At 65.0% G+C, this 22,484-nt stretch carries 16 protein-coding genes; 8 read left to right on the top strand and 8 right to left on the bottom strand.

Annotated features, from left to right (window positions below; translation table 11 throughout):
• Positions 1–42 precede the first annotated feature (42 nt).
• The gene (locus ACXJ16_RS21630) at positions 43–1,458 is read right to left on the bottom strand and encodes a coniferyl aldehyde dehydrogenase (RefSeq protein ID WP_463921895.1); all 1,416 of its coding nucleotides are present in this window, start codon (positions 1,456–1,458) and stop codon (positions 43–45) included.
• Between the two features lie 17 nt (positions 1,459–1,475).
• Positions 1,476–1,898 carry an organic hydroperoxide resistance protein gene (locus ACXJ16_RS21625; RefSeq protein WP_463921894.1) on the bottom strand — a complete coding sequence of 141 codons (423 nt, stop codon included), beginning with the start codon at positions 1,896–1,898 and terminating at the stop codon, positions 1,476–1,478.
• 116 nt (positions 1,899–2,014) lie between these two features.
• Between ACXJ16_RS21625 and ACXJ16_RS21620 the strand changes: the two genes are divergently transcribed.
• Positions 2,015–2,902 (top strand): LysR family transcriptional regulator, encoded by an 888-nt coding sequence (locus ACXJ16_RS21620; RefSeq protein ID WP_463921893.1) that lies wholly within the window; start codon positions 2,015–2,017, stop codon positions 2,900–2,902.
• A gap of 186 nt (positions 2,903–3,088) precedes the next feature.
• Here ACXJ16_RS21620 and ACXJ16_RS21615 read toward each other — a convergent pair whose 3' ends face one another.
• The gene (locus ACXJ16_RS21615; RefSeq protein WP_132469182.1) at positions 3,089–3,685 is read right to left on the bottom strand and encodes a TetR/AcrR family transcriptional regulator; all 597 of its coding nucleotides are present in this window, start codon (positions 3,683–3,685) and stop codon (positions 3,089–3,091) included.
• 98 nt (positions 3,686–3,783) lie between these two features.
• On the opposite strand from ACXJ16_RS21615, the gene ACXJ16_RS21610 reads away from it, so the two are divergent.
• The gene (locus ACXJ16_RS21610) at positions 3,784–6,111 is read left to right on the top strand and encodes a TonB-dependent receptor (RefSeq protein ID WP_463921891.1); all 2,328 of its coding nucleotides are present in this window, start codon (positions 3,784–3,786) and stop codon (positions 6,109–6,111) included.
• Between the two features lie 32 nt (positions 6,112–6,143).
• Positions 6,144–7,442 (top strand): metallophosphoesterase, encoded by a 1,299-nt coding sequence (locus ACXJ16_RS21605; protein ID WP_463921890.1) that lies wholly within the window; start codon positions 6,144–6,146, stop codon positions 7,440–7,442.
• Between the two features lie 165 nt (positions 7,443–7,607).
• Here the strand turns inward: ACXJ16_RS21605 and ACXJ16_RS21600 are convergent, their stop codons facing one another.
• Both ACXJ16_RS21600 and ocd read right to left on the bottom strand, forming a co-directional pair.
• On the bottom strand, positions 7,608–9,179 hold the full coding sequence (locus ACXJ16_RS21600; RefSeq protein WP_463921889.1) for an amidase: 1,572 nt from the start codon (positions 9,177–9,179) through the stop codon (positions 7,608–7,610).
• Positions 9,180–9,283: 104 nt separating this feature from the next.
• Positions 9,284–10,333 (bottom strand): ornithine cyclodeaminase, encoded by a 1,050-nt coding sequence (gene ocd, locus ACXJ16_RS21595; RefSeq protein WP_454798386.1) that lies wholly within the window; start codon positions 10,331–10,333, stop codon positions 9,284–9,286.
• A gap of 145 nt (positions 10,334–10,478) precedes the next feature.
• Between ocd and ACXJ16_RS21590 the strand changes: the two genes are divergently transcribed.
• The 3 genes from ACXJ16_RS21590 (at position 10,479) to ACXJ16_RS21580 (ending at position 15,080) form a co-directional block, all read left to right on the top strand.
• Complete coding sequence (locus ACXJ16_RS21590; RefSeq protein ID WP_054435761.1) at positions 10,479–10,916, top strand: Lrp/AsnC family transcriptional regulator; 438 nt, start codon at positions 10,479–10,481, stop codon at positions 10,914–10,916.
• A 117-nt stretch (positions 10,917–11,033) separates the two neighbouring features.
• On the top strand, positions 11,034–14,327 hold the full coding sequence (locus ACXJ16_RS21585; RefSeq protein WP_463921887.1) for an amidohydrolase family protein: 3,294 nt from the start codon (positions 11,034–11,036) through the stop codon (positions 14,325–14,327).
• A gap of 156 nt (positions 14,328–14,483) precedes the next feature.
• Positions 14,484–15,080: an FMN-binding negative transcriptional regulator gene (locus tag ACXJ16_RS21580; protein ID WP_463921885.1), complete on the top strand. Its 597-nt coding sequence runs from the start codon at positions 14,484–14,486 to the stop codon at positions 15,078–15,080.
• An 81-nt stretch (positions 15,081–15,161) separates the two neighbouring features.
• On the opposite strand, the gene ACXJ16_RS21575 is transcribed toward ACXJ16_RS21580, so the two are convergent.
• The 3 genes from ACXJ16_RS21575 to ACXJ16_RS21565 form a co-directional block, all read right to left on the bottom strand.
• Positions 15,162–17,849: a TonB-dependent receptor domain-containing protein gene (locus ACXJ16_RS21575; RefSeq protein ID WP_185999932.1), complete on the bottom strand. Its 2,688-nt coding sequence runs from the start codon at positions 17,847–17,849 to the stop codon at positions 15,162–15,164.
• A gap of 194 nt (positions 17,850–18,043) precedes the next feature.
• Positions 18,044–19,174, bottom strand: coding sequence for a sensor histidine kinase (locus ACXJ16_RS21570; RefSeq protein WP_463921884.1), 1,131 nt, complete (start codon positions 19,172–19,174; stop codon positions 18,044–18,046).
• Complete coding sequence (locus ACXJ16_RS21565) at positions 19,164–20,378, bottom strand: sigma-54-dependent transcriptional regulator (protein WP_463921882.1); 1,215 nt, start codon at positions 20,376–20,378, stop codon at positions 19,164–19,166. The genes ACXJ16_RS21570 and ACXJ16_RS21565 overlap by 11 nt, the downstream gene beginning before the upstream one ends.
• Positions 20,379–20,486: 108 nt before the next feature.
• Between ACXJ16_RS21565 and ACXJ16_RS21560 the strand changes: the two genes are divergently transcribed.
• Positions 20,487–21,788: an efflux RND transporter periplasmic adaptor subunit gene (locus tag ACXJ16_RS21560; RefSeq protein ID WP_231635619.1), complete on the top strand. Its 1,302-nt coding sequence runs from the start codon at positions 20,487–20,489 to the stop codon at positions 21,786–21,788.
• A 15-nt stretch (positions 21,789–21,803) separates the two neighbouring features.
• Positions 21,804–22,481 carry an ABC transporter ATP-binding protein gene (locus ACXJ16_RS21555; protein WP_185999929.1) on the top strand — a complete coding sequence of 226 codons (678 nt, stop codon included), beginning with the start codon at positions 21,804–21,806 and terminating at the stop codon, positions 22,479–22,481.
• Positions 22,482–22,484: the final 3 nt, after the last annotated feature.

Raw genomic sequence — 22,484 nt, 5'->3', positions numbered from 1 at the left:
GCTTCATCGCACCGGATGCGGAAGGAATGAATGGGATGTGTTTCAGTTCTTCGGGCTCAGTATAGTTTCCAGCGCAGCCTTTTTGTCGGCGTAAGGAGCGCGCAACCGCAGTCCGCTCAGCCCTTCGGCAGACTGCCGCACGGTGGGGCGGAAATGGCTGAACCGGCGGAAGCCATGCACCCCGTGGTAAGCGCCGATGCCTGAGGCTCCCACGCCGCCAAAGGGCAGGCTTTCGATGGATGCATGCGACATGATGTCGTTGATGACCAGGGCGCCAGAGGTGACCGAGGCGGCGAAGCGTTCCTGCACGGGCTCGCGGTCGCTGAACAGGTAGGCGGCCAGCGGTCGGTCATGGGCGTTGATGCGGGCGATGGCCTGGTCCACGTCCACGGCGACGACCGGCAGCAGCGGGCCGAAGATCTCCTCCTGCATCACGCGCATGTCTTCGGTCGCGTTCAGGATCAGCACGGGGGCTATCTTGCGCGTGGCGGCGTCATGCACGGGCTCTCCGACGGCGTTGAGCGGCACGATGGTCGCGCCCTTGGCTTGCGCATCGGCGATAAGGTCGAGGAGCCGGTCGAAATGACGCGGGGCGATGATCGAGGTGTACTCGTCATTGGCCTGAATGGCCGGGAAGGCGCGCGTCATGAATGCCTTGGCCGATGCCACGAACCCCTCCACGGCATCCTGTGGCATCATCACATAATCAGGCGAGAGGCAGATCTGCCCGGCATTGAAGGTTTTGACCGTCAGGGTGCGCTCTGCCGCCGTAGCGATGTCGAAACCATCGTCCACCACCACCGGGCATTTCCCACCCAGTTCCAGCGTCACCGGCACCAGATTTTCCGCCGCGGCGCGCATCACATGGCGACCGACCGACGTGCTGCCCGTGAACACCAGATGGTCGAAGGGCAGCGATGTGAAGGCCTGCGCCACATCAGGTCCGCCGATCACCACGCCTAACTCATCGGCGTCGAACGCATCGCCAACCAGACGCGCAATCAGGTCCGAGGTGTGCGGCGTGAACTCGGAGGGCTTGATCAGAGCCGTATTGCCGGCGGCGAACACGCCGGCCAGCGGAGCAAAGGCCAGATTGATCGGGAAGTTCCATGGGCTGACAATGCCCACCACCCCCAGCGGTTGCGGTTCGATCCATGCGGCCACGGCAGGGTCGGTGACCTGTGCGCTTTCGCGTTCCATCCACTGGTCAACATGGGCGGCGCTGTGGTGCAGCCCGGCCGCGGTGGTCGCGATATCGGCGGCCAGCGTGTGGTAGGCGGCGCGGTTGCCAAAATCGGCGCTGATGGCGCTGACCAGAGCGGCGCGGTGGTCGGTGATGAGGCGCGCGGCGCGTTGCAGGCGATCGCGGCGCAGGGTGGGGCTGGCGGGGCCGGCGGCGAGATGCGCTTTCTTCATGGCCCGCAGGATGTTGCTCAGATCGTTGAAATGGTCGGTCATGGTGTGTCTCGCAGATTTCAGGCCAGCGTCAGGGCGATGTCGATGTTGCCGCGCACGGCGTTGGAATAGGGGCAGACCTCATGGGCAGCCTCGATGAGCCGCTGGGCGGCGGCGCGCTCCACGCCAGGCAGGTCTGCGGTCAGCGCGATCGACAGGCCAAAGCCCTGCGTCGCCAGCGGGCCGATGCCGACAGTGGCGGTCACCGTGGTTTCTGCGGGCACCTTCATGTCGAGTGATCCGGCGATGCTCTTCATCGCGGAGAGGAAGCAGGCGGAGTAGCCGGCAGCGAAGAGCTGTTCGGGGTTGTTGCCATGGCCGCGCCCGCCCAGTTCGACCGGCATGTCGAGCCAGACATTCAGAGAGCCATCCGCATTGCGGGCGCGGCCATCCCGGCCCCCCGAGGAGGTCGCGGCGGTGGTGTAGAGTGTCTTGGTCAGCATGGGGGCTCCTTCGAAGCGCCGGGTCGTTTCCGTTGCCGCCCTTCTAGACGGAGTTGCAGGCATTGACTCACAAGGCTAGTGCAAGCAGCCATCAGAAATCTGATGGAACTTTACCCATGTCCCTTGTTCGCCTGCGCACCTTTGTCGAAGTCTACCGTTTGCGCTCTATTTCCGGCGCGGCGCGCAGCCTGGCTCTCACCCAATCCAACGTTTCGCAGCACATCGCCGGATTGGAAGTGGCATTCGGCCGCTCCCTGTTCGAGCGCCGGTCGCGCGGGGTGGAGCCTACCATGGCCGCTGACGAACTCGCGCAGGACCTGGGCGACCTGCTCGACCGGGCGGAAGAGGCGATGGGCAAGGCGCGGGCACGCTCTTCCGATCTGGCCGGGGTGATCCGCATCATCGGTCATGCCGATTTTATCGCGGAAGAGATCGTGCAGCATCTGCCCTCGTTGATTGCGGCTGGGATGCGGGTGCGGCTGCAACCGGCGCATCGTGATCTGGTGCAGCAGATGTTGTTGGAGGGGCATTTCGATCTGGGTGTTTCGGCCTATCCCATCGTCGACGCTCGTCTGCACAGTGAAATCATCCGTGACGAGCCGGTTCATGCCGTAGCCGCACCGCAGGTTGCCGCCCGCATAAAGGCGGCATCATCGCTGGAAGCGGGGCTCAGGAGAGAGGTTATGGTGGCCTATAATCTGGACCGTCCACTGATCGACACGTGGCTGCGGCATCAGCGCCTTGGACATGTCGATACATCGCCGGGTTTGACGAGCCCGGATTTGCGAGTGCTACGTCAGATGTTGCAGGCCAACGTGGGCTGGTCGGTTCTGCCCGACTATATGTGCCGTGAATATATCGCCGAAGGGCGTCTGGTGAAGATCGCGCCGACTTCTACGCCATTGACCAATCCCTACTCGCTGGTCTGGCTGCCTACGGCTCTACGCAATCCGCGCGTGGCGCATGCCCGCCAGACGCTATTGCGGGGGTTGCGCGGCGGATAAGCTGTGGGGTCCGATGCCGGTGGATCAAGATCTGGAACTGCGAACTGCACGACGACCCTGCCTGTGGGGTTTTCCGTCACGCGGTTCGCAAGTCTCGAACACGGTTCCTTGGGCAGGGATGGCAGGTCGTGCCCCTAGGCTGTATGCCATGTTCGATGGAACAGCGTTTATCGGCGGGGGCATCGATCAGCCCGGTTCCATTTCCAGCAGTGCCAACGCGCCGTCAACCAGCCTGACGATCTGCCGTTCGGTCAGTGTGGTGCGCAGCACGGCGACATGGAAGATGATGTTTCCGATCAGCGTATTGAAAGCGAAGTCGCGCACCTGTTCGCTGGTGCCGGGGCGGGCACGTTCCAGCTCGCGCAGGTAGAATGCCTGCTCGTTTGTACCGTGGCGAGCGATGGCGGCGGAGAGGTCGGCATGGTGTTCGGCACTCACCGACATCATCAGCATCGCTGGGCCGCGCGGACCGGCCATGTAAACGCATAGCGCGCGGGCGTGGGCCAGCAGGATTTCGCGCGGGCTCATCGTTTCGTCGATCTTCGGTTCGATCCGGCGCGATGTCTGACCAAGTATCGCCTCGACCAGTTCGGCCTTGTGGGCAAAGCGCCGATAGAGCGTGGAACGGCTGCAACCAGCCAGTTCCGCCACGCCTTCAAAGGTCAGCCCTTCATACCCTTTTTCGGCGAGAATCCGCCAGGTAGCCTCGGCAATGGCCACGTCCTTTTCTTCATCGCGCGGCCTTCCTCGACCGCGTGTCGGCGCTTCCGTTTCGTCCTTCATCGACAGCCCTTCTACCAAATTCAGTCTCACAAATCTGTCACATAATAACGATACACGGCCGTATCGTATTTCGGAATTGTAAATAAGGGATTCGGGTCGTGATCGGAAAATTCGCCTTGTTCTCAAGCGTTCTGGCGCTCAGCGCCGGGCAGGCCCATGCCGGGGAGGTTCCTGCACAGTCCCTCCCGGCGGAAGATGGGTCCGGCGACGCCATCGTCGTCACCGCCCGCAAGGTGAAGGAAAAGATCGGGGACGTTCCGCTCGCCATTACCGCCATTGGCGCGGAGGACCTGCGCCGCAATGACCATATCCGGTTGGAGGACCTCAACCAGCTCGTCCCCAGCACCAATGTCGTCGTCACCAACGGTCACCAGACCAGCATCTCGATCCGCGGCATCGGCAACAATCCGGGCAGCGACGGGCTGGAGAACAGCGCGGGTGTCTTCATCGACGGCATCTACCTGGGCCGTCCGGGCATGGCGGCGAGCGACTTGATCGACATTGCGCAAGTCGAAGTGCTGCGCGGTCCCCAGGGGACGCTGTTCGGCAAGAATACGACCGCAGGCGCTGTCAACATCACCACCGAACTGCCGCAGTTCGATTGGGGTGGCCGAGGGGCAGTGACGAACGGGCGCTTCAACTACCAGCAGTACCAGGGCACCGTCACCGGCCCGATCAGCGACAATCTCGCTTTCCGCCTGACCGGCTATGACACCACGCGCAACGGTATCGTCAAGAACATCACCAACGGCGACAAGGTCAGCGATCTTGGGCGGCGCGGTGCGCGTTTGCAGCTTCTCTACAAACCTTCCGCCGATCTCAGCATCCGGCTGATCGGTGAATATGCGCGCGAGCAGCAAAGTTCGGGGGCGGTCACTGTGATCCCGAGCTGGGGTCTTACCCCATCCGCTATCCAGACCAAGCTGGACGCCACCGGCGCCACGCTCGCGATTGATCCGGATGGTCTTACCACCGCTGCCGCCGGCCCGTACAGCACTGGCACCCGTCAGGGAGCGGGCTCCGCCGAAATCAACTGGAACTTCGGCAGTGGCTTCACGCTGACTTCGCTCACCGCCTATCGCTATTGGCAATACGACAGCGCCTCGGACACCGAAGGCAGCAGCGCCGATGTCATGTACGGCGGTTATCACATCAAGAACGACCAGTTTACGCAGGAAGTCCGTCTGGCCTTCCCGCGCATGGGCAACGTCGATGCGGTGGCGGGTATCTATTACTTCTATCAGAAGGTCGATACGACGCAGTACGTCTCCTATGGCGAGGATGCGGCGGCGTGGCTGGCGGGCCTGCCCACCGCGACGATCAAGGCCTATGCTCCTTACTCGGCGGCGCTGGCGACCCTGCTGGCCTATAACGGCACGCGCTGGGATACGCATGCCGCGCCGGAAACCAACAGCATCGCCGGCTTCGGTCAGGTCAACTGGCATGTGACGCCGAACTGGAACGTGACTGGCGGCCTGCGTGTCACTTACGAAACCAAGCAGGAAGACGTGACCCGCCCGGTGCCGGTCAGCACCGCGACCGGCGATCCTGTCGCTGCGCTCGCCTCGCAGGCGGCAGGACCGATCCATGCGCGCATTTCCAATACGGCGCCTTCGTTCCTGTTCAGCACCGACTACCGCTTCAACCCTGAAGTGATGGTCTATGCGCTGGTTTCGCGCGGGCAGAAGGCGGGCGGTCTCAACACCACGCTGCCGCCTTCAGGGCTTGGCGCCGACGCGCTTAAAGTGAAGCCGGAAACGGCGACCAGTTATGAAGCCGGCATCAAGGGCGACTTCCTCAACCATGCGCTAACCGTCAACCTTGATGTGTTCCGCACCGATATCCGCAATTATCAGGCCAACGTCCTGATGGAGGTGAACGATCAGGTCGTGCAGCTTCTGACGAACGCCGGCAGTGCCCGCACGCAGGGTGTGGAAGCCGAAGCGACGTTGCGCCCGATACGGGGATTCACGCTCCATGGCTTCGTCGCCTACAATGACGCCAAGTACCGCGAGTACACCGAAGGCCCATGCCCTGTCGAAACGACCGGACAGGCTACCTGCGACCTCTCGGGCCGCGCGATTGCGGGTGCTCCGAAGTGGACGGCCGGTATCAACGGCTCCTACGAGCATGAAATCGCCTCCCGCCTCATCGGCTATGCCAGCGCCGAATTCTCCTATCGTTCCAGATACTTCGGTTCGCTGGACGATTCCGCGCTCACCCGCACTGGCGGTTACGGGCTGCTGAACCTGCGTGCGGGCGTGCGCATCGACGACAACTGGGATCTTTCGGTCTGGGGCCGCAACGTCACGGATAAGAAGTACGCCACCAATTACTTCAACTACGGCTCGGTCCTGCCGGGCACTTACGTTGCCTTCTTCGGCGATCCGGCGACTTACGGCGCGACGCTGCGCTTCTCGTTCTGACCTTTCCTGACATCTCTCGGAGCCATGGAATCATGAAAACGCTTTCCCGCCTGCTCGCCCTTTGCACTTGCCTTACCGGTGTGGCGCTTGCTTGCGCGCCTGCGACAGCCGCAGACAAGGCCGACGACAGCTTCACCATCGCGGTAATCCCCGATACGCAGAACTATGTCGACTACACCCACCAGACCGGTGAGGGCTTTGCATTCGACGCCAGCAAGATGTTCCTCGACCAGATGGCCTTTGTCGCCGCCAACCTGAAGAGCGCCGGCGGCGATATCGCTTTCGTGGACGGTCTGGGCGACAACTGGCAGCACCAGTCGCTCATGATCGATCCGGCCCACGCGGCCCGTGGCTTCAAGCGCGCCCCCAACCCTATGATGGATGCCCACTTCGCGCCGACCGAGAAGGTCCACACTGTCGAAATGCCGACAGTCCGCCAGGGCTGGGACATGATTGCAGGCAAAGTGCCGTTCTCGGTCGTGCCCGGCAATCACGACTATGATGCGATGTGGACGGATTGGAACCATCCGCCGGCCGCGCAGGTCCGCAGCGCGGCGGATGTAGGCATGCTGCATTCGGGTGGCCTGTCGAACTGGAAGAAGGTCTTCTCGAACCAGTCGCAGTACTTCAAGGACCAGTCGTGGTATGTCGCCAGCCATGACGACGGTGCCGACAGCGCGCAGATTTTCACGGCCGGCGGCTATCGCTTCCTGCACATCGGCCTGCAGTTCGATGCACCCAATGCCTCGCTGAAGTGGGCGGCGGATGTGATCGCCAGATATCCCGGCCTGCCGACCATCGTTTCGATGCATGACTTCCTGAACACCGCCGGCGAACGTCTGGCCAATCCGATCATCGACAACGCAGCCGCCGATCCGGAGGATAACAGCCCCCAGATGATCTGGGACAAGCTCCTCAGTCAGCATGATCAGATATTCATGGTGCTCTGCGGACACGAACACGCGCAGGCCTTCCGCACGGACTTCAATAAATTCGGCCATCCGGTCTACCAGGTGCTGGCAGACTATCAGGACCGTGCGCAGACTGCCAAGGATGCCGGAGCAAAGCTGGAGCCAGGCATGGGAATCGGCGACGGCTGGTTGCGCCTGATGACTTTCGACCTCGCCCTGAAGGTGCCGCAGGTGAAAGTGCGAACCTATTCGACGCATTACAAGGTCAATAGCGTGGACGCGTCTGACTATGCCAAGTGGTACAAGGCCGAGGAAAAGCCCAAGTTGACAGATGAGGAATATATGAAGGCGGACGATTTCACGATCGACCTCACCGATTTTCGCACGCGTTTCCGCAAACCTGCGCGATCCGCGAGATAAGCATCCGTAAACATGATGAGCGGGAGAGGGCGTTCGAAGCCGCATTCGCCCGCTCATCATGCAGGTGCTCGGAAGTCATCAGCGCCGCGTGTCACCAGCGCCGCTGAGCTTGCTGCCACCGCTGGCAGCGAACGTGTCCACGACTTCGATGATGGCCCGGGATTATCAGCCTCTGCCGTGCAGTGCCGGCGGCGGCGTGGAGGCGATCCAGGGGGATGCCTTCTCGTAAGCGTGACCCACCTGAAGAACGCCCAGGTCGTCGTGTCGCTTCCCGATGATCTGGAGGCCGATGGGAAGCTTCAGTGCGCCGCCGAAGCCCGCGGGAACGGCGAGTGCAGGCAATCCGGCCATCGTCGCGGGCAGGGTGACTTCCATCCAGCGGTGGTAGCTGTCCATTGGCTTCCCCGCGATCTGCGTGGGCCAGCGCTCCTTGACGTCGAAAGGGAAGACTTGCGCGGTGGGCAGGACAAGGAAGTCGAAATGTTCGAAGGCGGCGTCGAAGGCCTGATAGATGCGGGTTCGCCCGGCAGATGCCTCGGCCAGTTGCGGGCCTGTCAGCTTCATGCCGCCCTCTACTTCCCAGATCGCCTCGGGCTTCATCTGTGCGCGCTTGGCCGGATCGTCGTAGAACGCCTGGAGATCGGCACCGACCGACCACTGACGTAGTATCTTCGCCGTGCGCCACATATCTGCCGCCGGTTCGGCAAGCCTGGCCGCCTCTACCTTCATGCCGATCGCCTCGAAGGCCTTGAGCGCCCTGGCGCATGTGTCGAGGATGCCCGCTTCCATCGGCAAGGCGCCGTCGAGATCGCCCAGCCAGCCGATCCTGCCGCCCTTCCAGTCCCGGTCAAGCGGCCGCGCGAACATGGCGGGATCGTCGCCAAGCGAGAACGGTGAGCTCCTGTCGCCACCCGCCTGGACCGAAAGCAGCATGGAGAGATCCGCCACCGTGCGGCCAAGCGGCCCCGATGTCGCGAAGTTCTGCCAGAAAAAGTCGGTGTTGGGGACTGAGGGGACGCGGCCGAACGAGGGGCGCAGGCCGAAGACATTGTTCCAGCCGGGCGGGTTCCGCAGCGAGCCGCCGAAGTCGCTGCCATCGGTCACAGGCACCATCCGCAGTGCCAGCGCGACCGCGCCGCCGCCGGTGCTGCCACCGGCCGCACGGCCGTAGGCATAGGCATTGTGGGTGGTCCCGAACACGGGGTTGAAACTGTGCGAGCCCAAGGCGAATTCGGGAACGTTGGTCTTGCCGATGAACACGGCGCCGGCCTGGCGCATCCGCGCCACCACCAGGCTGTCGGCGGTCGGGATATTGCCGCGCAGGAGCGGCGATCCTTGCGTCGTGCGTACGCCCTTGACCGGGGCGGTGTCCTTCACGGCATGGGGAAACCCGTGGAGAGGACCGTGGAAGCGGCCGGCGGCGGCATCCTCGTCCATCGCTGCCGCCTGTCGCAGCAGCACATCGCCATCCACGCGCGAGACGATGGCATTGAAACGCGGGTTCAGCTTGTCGATATGGGCCAGATGCGCGGCCATCACTTCACGGCTGGAGAGATCGCGCCGATGGATCGCGGCGGAAAGGTCGGTTGCGGTCATCGTGACGATATCGCCCGGACCCGAGCCGTTCGGCCGCGCTCCGGCGAGAGCGGGCGCGGTGCCGGCGGCAAGCACCACGGGGGTCGCTGCCAGAACCGTCCTGCGGTCCATGGTCACGCGTTCGAGGATCGTATCGCCCATTCTCATTCTCCAGTATCGAACGCGGCCGCTTCTTCGCCGTGATATTGGAGCCGTAAAGGTCCAATATCACATTGAAGTGCGGGTCCAGGCGCGTGCTTTCCCCGTCAGGCGGCGGCGCGCTGAAGCATGCCGAACAGGTCACGGGGATCGTCGGGATCGGCAAGGATGTCCAACTGCTGGAAGAATTGCGTGCCTTCCAGCTTGCCCAGTACATAGCGCAGCGCCGAAAAGTCCTCCACCGCGAAACCGACGCTGTCGAACAGGGTGATCTGCCGGGCATCGGCACGTCCCGGCGCCTCGCCGTTCAGGACCTTCCAGAACTCGGTCACGGGATAGGCCGCTTCCATCTGCTGGATCTCGCCTTCGATGCGGGTCTGGGGCTCGAATTCGACGAAAGTCGAGGCGCGCGACAGGATGTCCTTGTGCAGTTCGGTCTTGCCGGGGCAGTCTCCGCCGATGGCGTTGATGTGGATGCCGGCGCCGACCATGTTGTCGGAAAGGATCGTGGCATAGGCCTTGTCGGCGGTGCAGGTCGTCACGATCTGCGCGCCCTCGATCGCCTCCTGCGAGGTTTCGCAGGAGACTACGCCGAGACCGGACCCTTCCAGATTGAGCGCGACCTTGCGGGTGGCGGCGGGGTCGATATCGAAGAGGCGCACTTCCTCGATGCCGACGATGGCCTTCATCGCCAGCGCCTGGAATTCCGCCTGCGCGCCGTTGCCGATCATTGCCATGACGCGCGAGTCCGCCGGGGCGAGCTTGCGCGCGACCATCGCCGAAGTTGCGGCGGTGCGCAGGGCCGTCAGCAGGGTCATCTCGGCCAGGAGCAATGGGTAGCCGGTGTCGACGCGCGCCAGCAGGCCGAACGCGGCAACCGTCTGCAGGCCCCTGGCGATGTTGCTCGGGTGACCGTTCACGTACTTGAAGGCGAAAGCCTCTCCATCCGAAGTCGGCATCAGTTCGATCACGCCTTCGTCCGAATGGGAGGCCAGCCGGGCGGTTTTTTCGAACATGGGCCAGCGCAGATAGTCCGCCTCGATCGCGTCGGCGAGTTCACGCAGCATGGTCTCGATCCCTAAATGATGCACCAGGCGCATCATGTTCTCGACGCTGACGAAGGGAATGAAGGCGAGGGGGGAAGGAGGCGGGGCCATGAATCTGTCCTTTGGGAAGTGAACCGGACGGATCGTAAGGCGGCACGCTGTTGGTATAAATGGCAAGGTTGCCTTGCAATTCGCCCAATTTTGGAGAATTTTTATAGTCCAATTAGGCAAATTGCATGAATGAAAGTGCTGCTGCGTGGTGTCTGCAAAATTCATCCCCGATGATCTCGATCGGCGCATAATCAGTTATCTGCGGGCTGACGGGCGCGCGTCCCTGTCCAGGATGGCGGATGCCCTGGGTGTGGCGCGCGGCACCGTGCAGAGCCGTCTGGACCGGATGGTCGATACCGGGACGTTGCTGGGTTTCACCATCCGCGTCCGGGACGATTACGACGACTTGTCGGTCCGTGCGGTGATGCTGATCGAAATCACGGGAAAATCGACGACCGAGGTCATCCGCAAGCTGCGGGGGATCGTCGAGATTCGCACCCTGCACACAACCAACGGTAGCTGGGATCTGGTCGCCGACATCCGTGCGGCGAGCCTCTCGGATTTCGATCGCGTGCTGCGGCAGGTGCGCATGATCGACGGGGTGCTCAACAGCGAGACCAGCCTGCTCCTCAGCACGGTCTGACCGGCCGATCCGGCACGCCGGCAATGGTCCCCTCGCTGGATGCAAACTGGATGTTTTGCGGGCGGTGCCCGGACCGCAATGGAATGTGCCCCGATTTATGACGTGAAAGGTGATGCGGTGAACAGGTGGTTGGCGAATTCGGCGATCGTGACGGCCGCGGCGCTGCTTGCAAGCCCGGCGGCTTGGGCGGATACGTTACCGCCGTTGACCGGGCGGGTGATCGAATACGATACCCGGCAAGTCACCTGGCCCGCGCTTGATGTCGCGCCGGATGGCAACACCATCCTGTTCGACTTGCTCGGCGATATCTATGCCCTCCCCGTGCAAGGGGGGAAGGCCCGGCCGATGATGACCGGCGCCGCCTTTGACACCCAGCCGGTGTTTTCGCCGGACGGCCGCCATATCGCCTTCGTCAGCGATCGTGACGGGCGTGACAACCTGTGGATCGTGGATGCCGACGGCAGCAACGCTCGCCGCGTGTCGAAAGACGAGAGCGGGGCGCCGCACTACGGCTCGCCGGCATGGTCGCCAGATGGAAGGACGCTTTACGTGTCGCGCATGATCTGGGGTGTGCTGGCGTTCGAGCTGCTGTCGTTCGATGTGGCGAGCGGCGCTCGCGAAGTGCTGGTCAAGGCGCAGCCGAACGGCGATGATCCTCACCCGGAGCGGCGCAATGCGATGGGCGTGGTCGCCTCGCCCGACGGCAGGAGCCTGTACTACGCCACCAAGGCGGGAACCACATGGACCAGCGGGGCGCTGCCGCACTGGACGATCGTGCGTTTCGATCTGGCGACCCGCCAGCAGCAGGCTTTCATGACCACGCCCGGCGGTGCCATGCGCCCGGCACTGTCGCATGACGGCCGTTTGCTGGCCTATGCCACGCATGAGGGCCAGCAGACCGTCCTGCACCTGCGAGACCTTGAGGACGGCTCGGACCGCGTGGTTCATGGTCCGCTGGACCCGGACGGCCAGTCCGGCGGATACTATGTGGACCTGCTGCCCCGCATGGTGTTTTCCGCCGACGATCGCAGCATATACCTGGGGCAGGGCGGCGGTCTGAAGCGGCTCGACATCGCGAGCGGGTCGCTGGCGGACATCCCCTTCGAGGCGCACGTCCGGCACGAGATGGGGCCGGACCTGCGGCGCCAGCACCGCATCGATCAGGGCCCCGTCCATGTCCGCGTGATCCAGACGCCGCGTCTTTCGCCGGACGGCAAGCGCGTGGTGTTCGGCGCCCTGGGCCGTCTCTACATTGCCGAGAACCGCAAGGGCGCCAAGCCCCGGCGCCTTGAGGTGCCCGGTTCCGCATGGCAGCCGAGCTGGTCGGACGATGGCCGTTTTGTCACTTACGTTACCTGGACCGCGAAGGAGGCAGGCCATGTCTGGGTCGCGGCGGCGGATGGCAGGACCGCGCCGCGCCGCATCACGTCGCAGGCGGCCTATTACTCGGAACCGCTGTTTCTGGCGGGCGACCGGGACGTGGTGGCCTTCAGCGCCAGCCAGCACGACCGGCTCTACCGCTCCGCCGAGAGCCTTGGGCCGATGCCTTCTTCGCTGGTGCGCGTGCCGGCCGACGGGGGCGTGATGACCTCGCTCGGCAGTGTCGGGGCGGCGATGGACTTGCGGCGCGATGCTGATCCGGGGCGGGTGCGCTACTATGCCGATGGCTGGATTTCCTCGCACCCGGTTGACGGCGCAGCATCGGCTGAGGACGCGGCCCGCCATCTGGTCAAGCTGGTCGCGCGGCCCGACAGCCAGTATTTCGACGCGCCCGCGCCGCTGAAGAACGCGCAGCTCAGCGCGGACGGCCGAACCGCGCTGGTCCGTTATGCCTCGCAGCTGTACCTCGTTCCGGTGCCGGAGGCGAAGCAGGGCGAGGCGCCGACCGTCACGGTGAGCGATCCGGCGTCCGGTGCGCGGCGGATTACGGCGATCGGGGCGGACTATATGGACTGGGCGCCGGACATGCGCTCGCTGGTATGGTCGGTGGGCTCGACGGTGCGTCAACTGGATCTGGGCGCCGCCGAAAGCGGGAAACCGGCTGCCGTCGAGGCGCGGGCGCGCAGTGCGCTGATGGACGTGCAACTGCCGCGCGACGTTCCGAGGGGCAGGCTGCTGCTGCGCGGCGCGCGGGTCGCCACGATGAAGGGGGCGGAGGTCATCGACGATGCCGACCTGCTTATCGTCGATAATCGCATCGCCGGCATAGGACCTAAAGGCACCTTGAAGGTACCTAACGGCACCGAGGTGCGCGATGTGACGGGCAAGTTCATCGTGCCCGGCTTCATCGACGCTCACGCCCACTGGTTCGAGACACGCCGCCGTATCCTCGACATCGGGCACTGGGATTTCGCCGCCAACCTCGCCTACGGCGTGACCACCGGTCTCGACGTGCAGACCTTCGACCCCGACGTGTTCGGCTATGCGGACATGATCGACGCCGGGCTCATGATCGGGCAGCGCGCCTTCTCGACCGGAGAGGGCGTGTTCCGCACCAGCCCGATGGGCGATCGCGAAGAGGCCATCGCCACGCTGCGGCGCTATTCGGATTATTACCGCACGCCGAACATCAAGGAGTACATGGTCGGCGACCGGGCCGAGCGGCGGCATCTGATCGAAGGGGCGCAGGCGCTGGGCCTGATGCCGACGACGGAAGGCGCGAGCGACTATCGCCTTGATCTGACGCAGATGCTCGACGGTTATGCCGGCAACGAGCACAGCCTGCCGATCGCGCCGATCCATGACGACATGATCCAGATGCTGGTGCGTTCGCGGATCGCCACGGTGCCCACGATGCTGGTGCTCTACGGTGCGCCGGGGCCGCTGGGCGCGATGGTGGCCGGGCATCAGGACGACTTCGACAGCAAGCTTGCCCGCTTCGTGCCCGAGTTCGCGTTCGCGGCAAAACGGGATTCCGCGCAGTGGAACCGTGCGGACGGGCAGGGGTTCGCCCTGTTCGCCCGGCAGGCGAGCGACATCGGCAGCGCGGGCGGTCTGCTGGGCGTCGGCGCTCATGGCATTGTGCAGGGGCTGAGCTATCACTGGGAACTGGAGGCGATGGCATCGGGCGGGGCCAGTCCTGCGCAGATCCTTCAGGCGGCGACGATCGGCTCGGCCCAGGTGATCGGGCGGGCGCTCGATCTCGGTTCGATCGAGCCGGGCAAGCTGGCCGACCTGTTGGTGCTGGACAAGGACCCGCTGGCCGACATTCGCAACACGCGTTCGCTGGAGCTGGTGATGCAGAACGGCCGTCTCTACGACGCCGCCACGCTGGACGAACAATGGCCGCGCCGCAAGCCGAAGGCCGCGCCGTGGTTCGCCGGCATGTCCGGAAGCGAGGTCGCGCTGGCCATGAAGACGGCGGCCGCCTTCGAGGAAGCACAGGGCAACGCCGCCTCGTTCGAGTACTGAGCCTTTTGCCGGGGCGGAAGGCCCCGGCGGGGCCTGGGACCATCCGCCATTCTGGACCCCGCTTTTTGACGATACTGGACCTTGAGGTGGACCAGTGCCTGACCCACTGCACGGATCGGCGCGGTATCTATCGCCGCGTGCACGAGGAGCAGCGCTTTGAATGAATCATTCGCGGCCTATGGCCCGCAGGACGTCCGTTTCCTGATCGAAGGGTACCCGCTCGCCTGGGTGCAGTCATGGGCCGGCGGGAATGAGGTTCAGGCATCGCTGCTGCCGCTCGTGGGCGAATATGATGAACAGGGGCACCTGACTGCACTGATCGGGCACATGGCCCGGCACAATCCGCTCCACCGCGCCTTGCGCGCGCGTTCTGCCGCCCATTTGCTGTTCACCGGGCCGCAGGGCTACGTTTCGCCCGAGCACGCGGGCCTTCGCGACTGGGCGCCCACCTGGAACTATGTGCAACTGAAGATAACGGCGGACCTGCGCTTCGACGATGCACTGACCGGGCCTGCGCTGGAGATCCTGATAGACGAGATGGAACGCTGCCGCCCGGAGCCGTGGAGCAAGGAGGAACTGGGCGGGCGCTATTCCCGACTGGCAGATGCGATCATCGGCTTTCGCGCGGAAATCCGTTCGTGCACGGGCATTTTCAAGCTGGGGCAGGACGAACGGCCCGAGGTTCTCTCGCATATAATTGCCTCGCACCCTGACCCGGTGCTGGTGGAGTGGATGCGCCGCTTCAATCCCTGACTTTCGGGTGATGCTACAGGCCAAAAAAAAAGGCGGCGGGTGTGAAACCCGCCGCCTTTCCTTTTTGCCGCCGGGCGTTCTTCAGAACTCCAGACGCGCGCCGACCGTCATGTATCGTCCGATCACGTCGTAATACGGCGAGAAGGTCGAGTAGAGCGGCGGGTCCTTGTCGAACAGGTTCGACACGTTGCCGTAGATCTCGAAATGCTTGCCGCCGTCGCCGAAGGGAACCTTCTGGCTCAGTTGCAGGTCGACATAGGCATAGGCGGGGATGCGGTTGTTGGTCAGCGCGGTGCTGGTGCGGTTCCAGTAGCCGGCCGAGATGTAGCGTGCGCGCACCATGCCGCTGAAGCCGTCGCTGGCATAGCCGACCGAGGCATTGGCGCGGATGCGCGGCACGCCGTTGACGAAGGCATAGCCTTGCGATTTCACGTATTCGACCTTGGTCACGCCATCGTCGGTGGTGAAGTGGTTCACCCAGGTGCCCACCAGCCGGAAGTTGAAGCGGCCGTTGGCATCGTTGTTGACCGGCAGCGTGTAGGCCACTTCGGCGTCCACGCCGTCGCTCTTGAACTCGGACAGGTTGACCGAGGACGACGCGACGCTGGTGATGCGGTCGGTGCTGTCGCGGGTGATATAGTCGCACAGGCTGGTATTGCCGCCATCGCAGCGATCGATCAGCACTTGCGCGCTGATGCTGGTGATGACGTCCCTGATCGCGATGTTGAAATAGTCGATCGAGGCAGTCAGGCCGTGCAGCGGGGCGGTGGTGATGCCGGCCGTCCAGGTGTCCGACTTTTCGGGCTTCAGCGAAGGGTTGCCGCCGCCATAGACGACCACGCTGCGGCTGCCGTCATCGGTGTAGCGCGGATCGACGATGTTGACGTTGCTGACCGTCTGGTTCGTGTAGAGTTCGCTGACGTTGGGTGCGCGGATGTCTCGCGAGCGGGTGACGCGGCCGATCACGCCGGGCAGGAATTCGTTGGTGGCGCCCAGTTTCCACGACCATACCGTGCCGCTGGTGCTGTAGTCCGATGCGCGCACGGCGCCATTCAGTTCCAGCTTGCGCAGTACGGGCACATCGCGGATCACCGGCACCACCACTTCGGCGAAGGCTTCCTTGACGTCGTACTTGCCGCGCAGCGAGTTGAACCAGAACGAGGTGAAGGCCTTGGCGGCATCGAGTTCGCCGACCTTCGACACGGTGGACAGGTTGCGCCCTTCGGCGCCGATCGCGATCGAGACCGGCCCGGCGGGAAGGTCGAACGGCTCGCCGCGCAGCGAGACGCCGTAAGTGTCGATCTTGTTGAGGCTGTTCAGGCGCGGCGTGCCGGTCACGTAGTCGATCGCTTCCTGCGAGGGCGCGCCTTCGCCGAACAGGTCGATCGGCACGCAGCCCGCCGCGCCGGAACGGCAGACCGCCTCGCCGGTGGCCGGGTCGATCACCGCGTCCACCGCATTGTTGAAGTTCTGGGTGATCAGGAAGCCCGGGGTGTTGATCTTGTTGCGGTACTGGCCGTGGCTGTAATAGGCCCCGTAGCGCCACCGCCCGTCACCGAAGCTGCCGTCGAGCGCGAGCGTGCCCTGGATGCTGCGGCGGTCGAGGTTGATGGTGCTGTACGACAGGTCCGCGTTGTAGCGGGCCATGGTGAAGCTGCCCTGATCGGCATCCGCCAGCATCTGCCTGATGTCGTCGTTCAGGAAGGCGTTGTCGGACTTGATGGTAACGCTGCCGGTGTGGTCGCCGAACCAGGTGTAGCTGTTGTAGTAGCGCGAATAGCGCAGGTCCGCGCTGAGCTTGAGCGTGTCGGTCAGCTCGAACGATGTCTTGGCCATCAGGGTGTAGCGCTGCTGCGGCGTGATGAGCGGGCTGCGTTCGTCGTCGGACGGGCCTTCGCCGCCGACCATGTTGGTGCCGACCACGGTGCCGATATCGGGCGTGCGCAGGCTGCCGTCAGGGTTGAAGCCATAGCCCTTGAGCACGCCCGAGGTGATGTAGCCGCCGATCAGGCGGGTGGCCAGGCCGACATCGGGGGTCAGCGTGTTGCTGATGGTGGCGAAACGGCCGGTGTTCTTGCGGTCGGTCTTCTTGAGGATGCCCTTGTTGTCGAGGTATTCGCCGCCGATCACCAGGTGGCCACGGCCCCCCGCGAAGGCGGTGCCGTACTTGCCCTCGAACTTCACCTGGCCCGCATCCCCGCGTGAGGACAAACCGCCCTCGGCGCCGAGGCGCACGCCTTCGTAATCGCTGTCGATGATCATGTTCACGACGCCGGCGACGGCATCGGAACCCCAGGCCGCCGAAGCGCCGCCGGTAACGATGTCCACGCTCTTGACCATGATCGAAGGCACGGTGTTCAGATCGTTGTCGCTGACCAGCCGGCGTCCGTCGACGAGAACGAGCGAGCGTGTCTCGCCGAGGCCGCGGATGTTGATCGGGAAGCGGCCGGCCTGCGCATTGGTGCCCGAGGTCTGGGGCGACTGCGAGGCCTTGAACTGCGGGAGATCGGCCAGCGCGGCGCCGACGTTGGTACGGCTGACCACGTCGAGGTCGGCCTGGGTCATGTGGAGCAGCGGGGTGGGCGATTCGTATCCGGGGCGGTCGATGCGCGATCCGGTGACGACGATGTCGCCGGTCTTGTCCGCATCGGCCGAAGAAGTTTGCGCGCCCGTCTGGGCAAGGGCCGGCGTGGCCGCTGTGCACAGGGCAAGAAGCGCGGTGCCGGCCAGGAAAGGCCGGCGGCGCGCGCGAAGAAGCTGTTCCGTCATTTTAAATCCCTGATTCACGGTCGCCCTCGTCATGGTGAGCGATCTGACAAGGCTCTGTGGCCCGGCGGGGGGATGAAGCAGGTGGCCGGTCCAGCGGAACATCCACTTCAGGGAAATGGAGGGGACCAAGCTCGGACCGGGCTATCGCCCGGCCGGAATCCGGCGCCGGGCCGATGTGCGCTGCGAGGGCGGTTCTAGTCCGGCAAGATCAGGCAGAATATCGTTTGATCGCTACGCCAGGTCGAGAGTGTCCCGCCATGGGCATGCGCGATCTGGCGAGCGAGGCTGAGGCCGATTCCGGTGCCTTCGGGCTTGGTCGTGTGGAATGCCCGGAACACCAGCGCCTCGTGTTCGGGCGGGATTCCGTTGCCGTTGTCGCGGACTTCGAAGGCCAGCCCCTGATCCTGACGGCGCACGACCAGTTCGATCCGGGCGTCCGCGCCGCGATCGGCGGTTGCGGCCTCCGCTGCGTTCTGGATCAGCGCCCACAGGGCCTGGCTGATCTGGTCGCGGTCCATCAGCCGGGAAGGGCCTTCCTTGACGTCCACAGAAATCGCGACCTGCGGCCAGCGCCCGGCGCAAAGGCGCGTAAGGTCTTCGATGAGCTGCTCAACCGGGATGGAGCGGAGTTGCGGAGCAGGCAGGCGCGCCAGAATGCGGTAGGCTTCGACGAAACGTTGAAGGCCTTCCGCCTGCCGGGTCAATGTGCCGAGGATCTCGCGAAGCAGCGGCGTGTCGGGCGCGGGGCTGTCAATCGCGGCCAGGCCGCTGTCCGCCAGCGAGACGATCGGCGCCAGGCCGTTCAGCAGTTCGTGGCCGAGCACCTGTATCATTTCGGCGGTCGCCCGCGCTTCCGCCGCGCGTTCTTCCTGCTCGATGTCGATCAGCGTGACCACGGTGCGGCTTTCGGCTGCCAGCAGAACCCTGTCTATCCGCCAGCTGCGTCCCTGATGGCGGAAATGGCTGGCCTGGCCATCGGCCAGCGCGGGCGGCACGGGCAGAACCCTGTCGTCCGTCGCGAAGAGCTTGCGCGCCGCACGGTTGAGGGCATGTGCATTGTTCCCCTGTATCGCGAGCATCGGGGTGGGCGCGGCATCGAGCAGCAGACGATGCGAGCCGATTTCCGGCGGCGCGGGCAGAACGGCTTGTGCAGCGGGCACCCGTTCCGTTCCCGAGCGCCAGGCGCGGATCAGGACGATCCAGACCGCGAGCAGGCTGGCGCCGGTCAGCGTGCCCCACATGCCCCGATGCCAGGCCTCGGTCGCCACCGCACCGCTCAGGGCGAGCCCGATCCCGGAAGGGATGGCGCCCAGCCTAAAGCCCATAGCGCGCCATCCGACGATAGAGCGCGCCCCGGCTGAGGCCCAGCGCGGCGGCGGCATGAGTCACATTGTGCCGATGTTCGCGCAAAGCCGCCTCGATCATCGCTTTCTCGGCGTCGGTAAGGTCGAAGCTGGCATCCGGGGAACCGGTGGCAACCGGCGCCATCGGCAATGCCAGTGCCGCCGCATCGACCGTTCCGTCCTCCGCCAGCAGCACCGCGCGTTCGATGGCCAGCGCCAGTCCGCGCACTTCATCGTCCCACACGGTCGAGCGGACTGCCTCTTCGGCCGCCGCCGTCAGCCGGGGCGGGGGACGGCCAAAGCGCTCCGCGGCCCTGCGCGCAAAGTGCCGCGCCAGCAGGATGCCGTCGCCTTCCCGCCGGACGAGTGGCGGCACCGCGATTTCGACGGTGGCGATGCGGCGCCGCAGCGCCGGTGACAGGGTGGCGAGATCGTCGGCGATCGCGATGCAGCGCACGGCTGACGGCAGACGATCCAACAGGCGAGCCTGCGCCACTTCGCCCAGCTTGTCGGGGTGACGCAGGATTACCGTGCCGGTGCTGTCCTGAAGGCGAACCCATGCGCCGTCGTCGCGCAGGTCGATCCTGGGGGGCTCCTCCTCGCCCCGCCCGGACGCCGCATGGACGGCCAGCGCCGTGAGCGTGCGCCCGCTGCCGGATGCCCCGGTCACCGTCACCCCGGCTGGGGTGGGGGCCACGCGGCGAACCAGTTCGCGCAGGGCCTGCATCGCCGCGCTTTCGCCGAGCAGCCGGACAGGCTCCGCTTCGGGCGGCATGGCGGTCGGAACCGGGGCGGCAGGGGCGTCCCGCGCGATAGCGGCCTCCACTTTGGCCACCAGTTCGCTGTTTCGCCATGGCTTCATCGCAAAGTCCCGCGCTCCGGCCTGCATGGCCGCCACCGCGATCCGGATGCCGCTGTGCGCCGTGATGACGACGACGCAGGCCGCCGGATCGTCGGCCATGATCCGCGAGAGCAAGGCCAGTCCTTCCTCCCCGTTGGACTGGCCGGGCGTGAAATTCATGTCGAGCAGGATGGCATCGAACCGCCGGCTGGCAAGGCGCGACAATGCCTCTTCCGGGCCGCTGGCCGTATCGAGCCGCCGCCCGGCCAGGCGAAATGCGATTTCCATGGCCCCCGCCACGGCAGGGTTGTCGTCGATCAGGAGAATCGTACCGTCGCTTGACAAGGCGCCTGACTGTCCATTTGCGGACAGTGTGTCCGCGGCCGGACGGTCACTGGGACCGGCATCTTCAAAAACTCCAGCATTCATCGAGGTTTAGGCTTTCCGGCGGACATGGGTGACACTGTTCCCATGATGACCGAACAGCCCGTACATGCAACCGTTTCCCCCGGCGCGGAGATGGATCGCAAAGTCGAGCGCCGCCGCGCGCCGCTATGGCGGCGGCCCGCCGTTGTGGCGATTGCCGGCGTCGCGGTGGCCGCCGTGCTGCTCTGGCGGCTGCTGCCGGCCAGCGGATCGACCGACATCGCCGCTGCCCAGATCGAGACCGGCATAGTAAGCCGCGCGCCTTTCGCCGACTATCTGCCGGTGCGCGCGGCGGTTGCGCCGAAAGTCACCACGCTGGTCGGCGTGCTTTCGGGCGGGCAGGTCGAGAAGCTGCTGGTGCAGGACGGCGCCATGGTTTCCGAAGGCCAGCCGCTGGCCTCGCTCGCCAATCCCGAACTGCGGCTCGACGTGCTGACCCGCGAGGCGCAGATCGCGAGCCAGCTTGGCGGCGTTGCGGGGGAGAACCTCGGCATCGAGCGCAACCGCATCGACCGCGCCGGGCAGGTGGCGCAGGCCAATTACGATCTCATCAAGGCCCGCCGCGAACTGGCTATCCGCCAGCAGCTTTACGATCAGGGCTATCTCTCCGATGCCGGTGTGCGCAGCTATGCCGAAGAGGCCGCCTACCAGCAGAAGCGGCTGGCCCAGTTGCAATCGGGGAGCGCGCGCGAGGCGGGCATCACCGCCACGCAAGGCGCGCGGCTTGGTGACACCCGCAGCCGTCTCGAAAGCAATCTTGCGGCCGTGCGCGCCAGCCTCGATGCGCTGACGATCCGCGCGCCGATGGGCGGCCGCCTCACCAATTTCACGATCCAGCCCGGACAGGCGCTCAAACCGGGCGATCCGGCCGGGCAGGTCGACAGCGAAGGTTCGTGGAAGCTGACCGCCGATGTCGACGAATATTACCTGCGCCGCGTCGCCGTGGGGCAGACGGCCATTGCCGATGGCGCCCGCCTGACTGTTTCGAAAGTCCTGCCCGCCGTGAAGGATGGGCGTTTCCGCACCGAACTGGATTTTGCGGGCGCGCCGCCCGCCGGGCTCAATCGCGGGCAGACGCTCGATATCCGCATCACGCTTGGCAGCACCGCGCCTGCGCTGGTCGCCCCTGTCGGCGGCTGGTTGGAAGCGGGCGGCGGTTCCTCGGTCTTCGTGCTCGACGCCGATGGCGCCCATGCCCGCCGCCGCGCCGTGAAGACCGGCCGCCGCAATCCCGAACAGGTGGAGATCCTCTCCGGCCTCCAGCCGGGCGAGCGCATCGTCACCTCCAACACCTCGTCGGTCACCGGCGACATCCTCAATATCCGCTAACAGGGAGCCATTCTCATGATCCGACTGGAAAAGATCCAGCGCCGCTACGTTTCCGACGAAGTGGAAACGACGGCCCTTCGCGATATCGACCTTGAGGTGGCCGCCGGGGAATTCCTTGCCATCATGGGGCCATCGGGCTGCGGCAAGTCCACCCTGCTCAACACGCTCGGCACGGTCGACCGGCCCACGGGCGGGCGCTACCTGTTCGGCGATCGGGATCTGGCGGCGATGGGCGAGAAGGACCTGGCGAAGTTTCGCGGCTCCACGCTCGGCTTCGTGTTTCAGAGCTTCAATTTGATCGATGAACTGACCATCGAGGAGAACGTGGCCCTCGGCCTTGCCTACCGCAGCAACGGCGGGGATCGCCGCGCGCGGGTTTCGGCGGCGATGGACAAGGTCGGCATCGCGCACCGCGCGCGTCACTTTCCGCACCAGCTTTCGGGCGGCCAGCAGCAGCGCGCGGCGATCGCCCGCGCCATCGTTGGCGATCCCCGGCTGATCCTTGCGGACGAACCGACCGGCAACCTCGATACCGCCAATGGCGAGCAGGTGATGAACATCCTCCAGGCGCTGAACGACGAAGGCGCGACCATCGTCATGGTCACGCACTCGCCCAGCCATGCCGACATGGCCAGACGCCGCATCGACATGCTCGACGGGCGCATCGTCGCCTCGGCCATGCGCTCGATCTGAGGG

The sequence above is a fragment of the Novosphingobium sp. TK71 genome (genome assembly GCF_055361505.1).
Note: the sequence above shows the minus strand (reverse complement) of the source record. Positions and strands in the feature narration are given on the sequence as shown.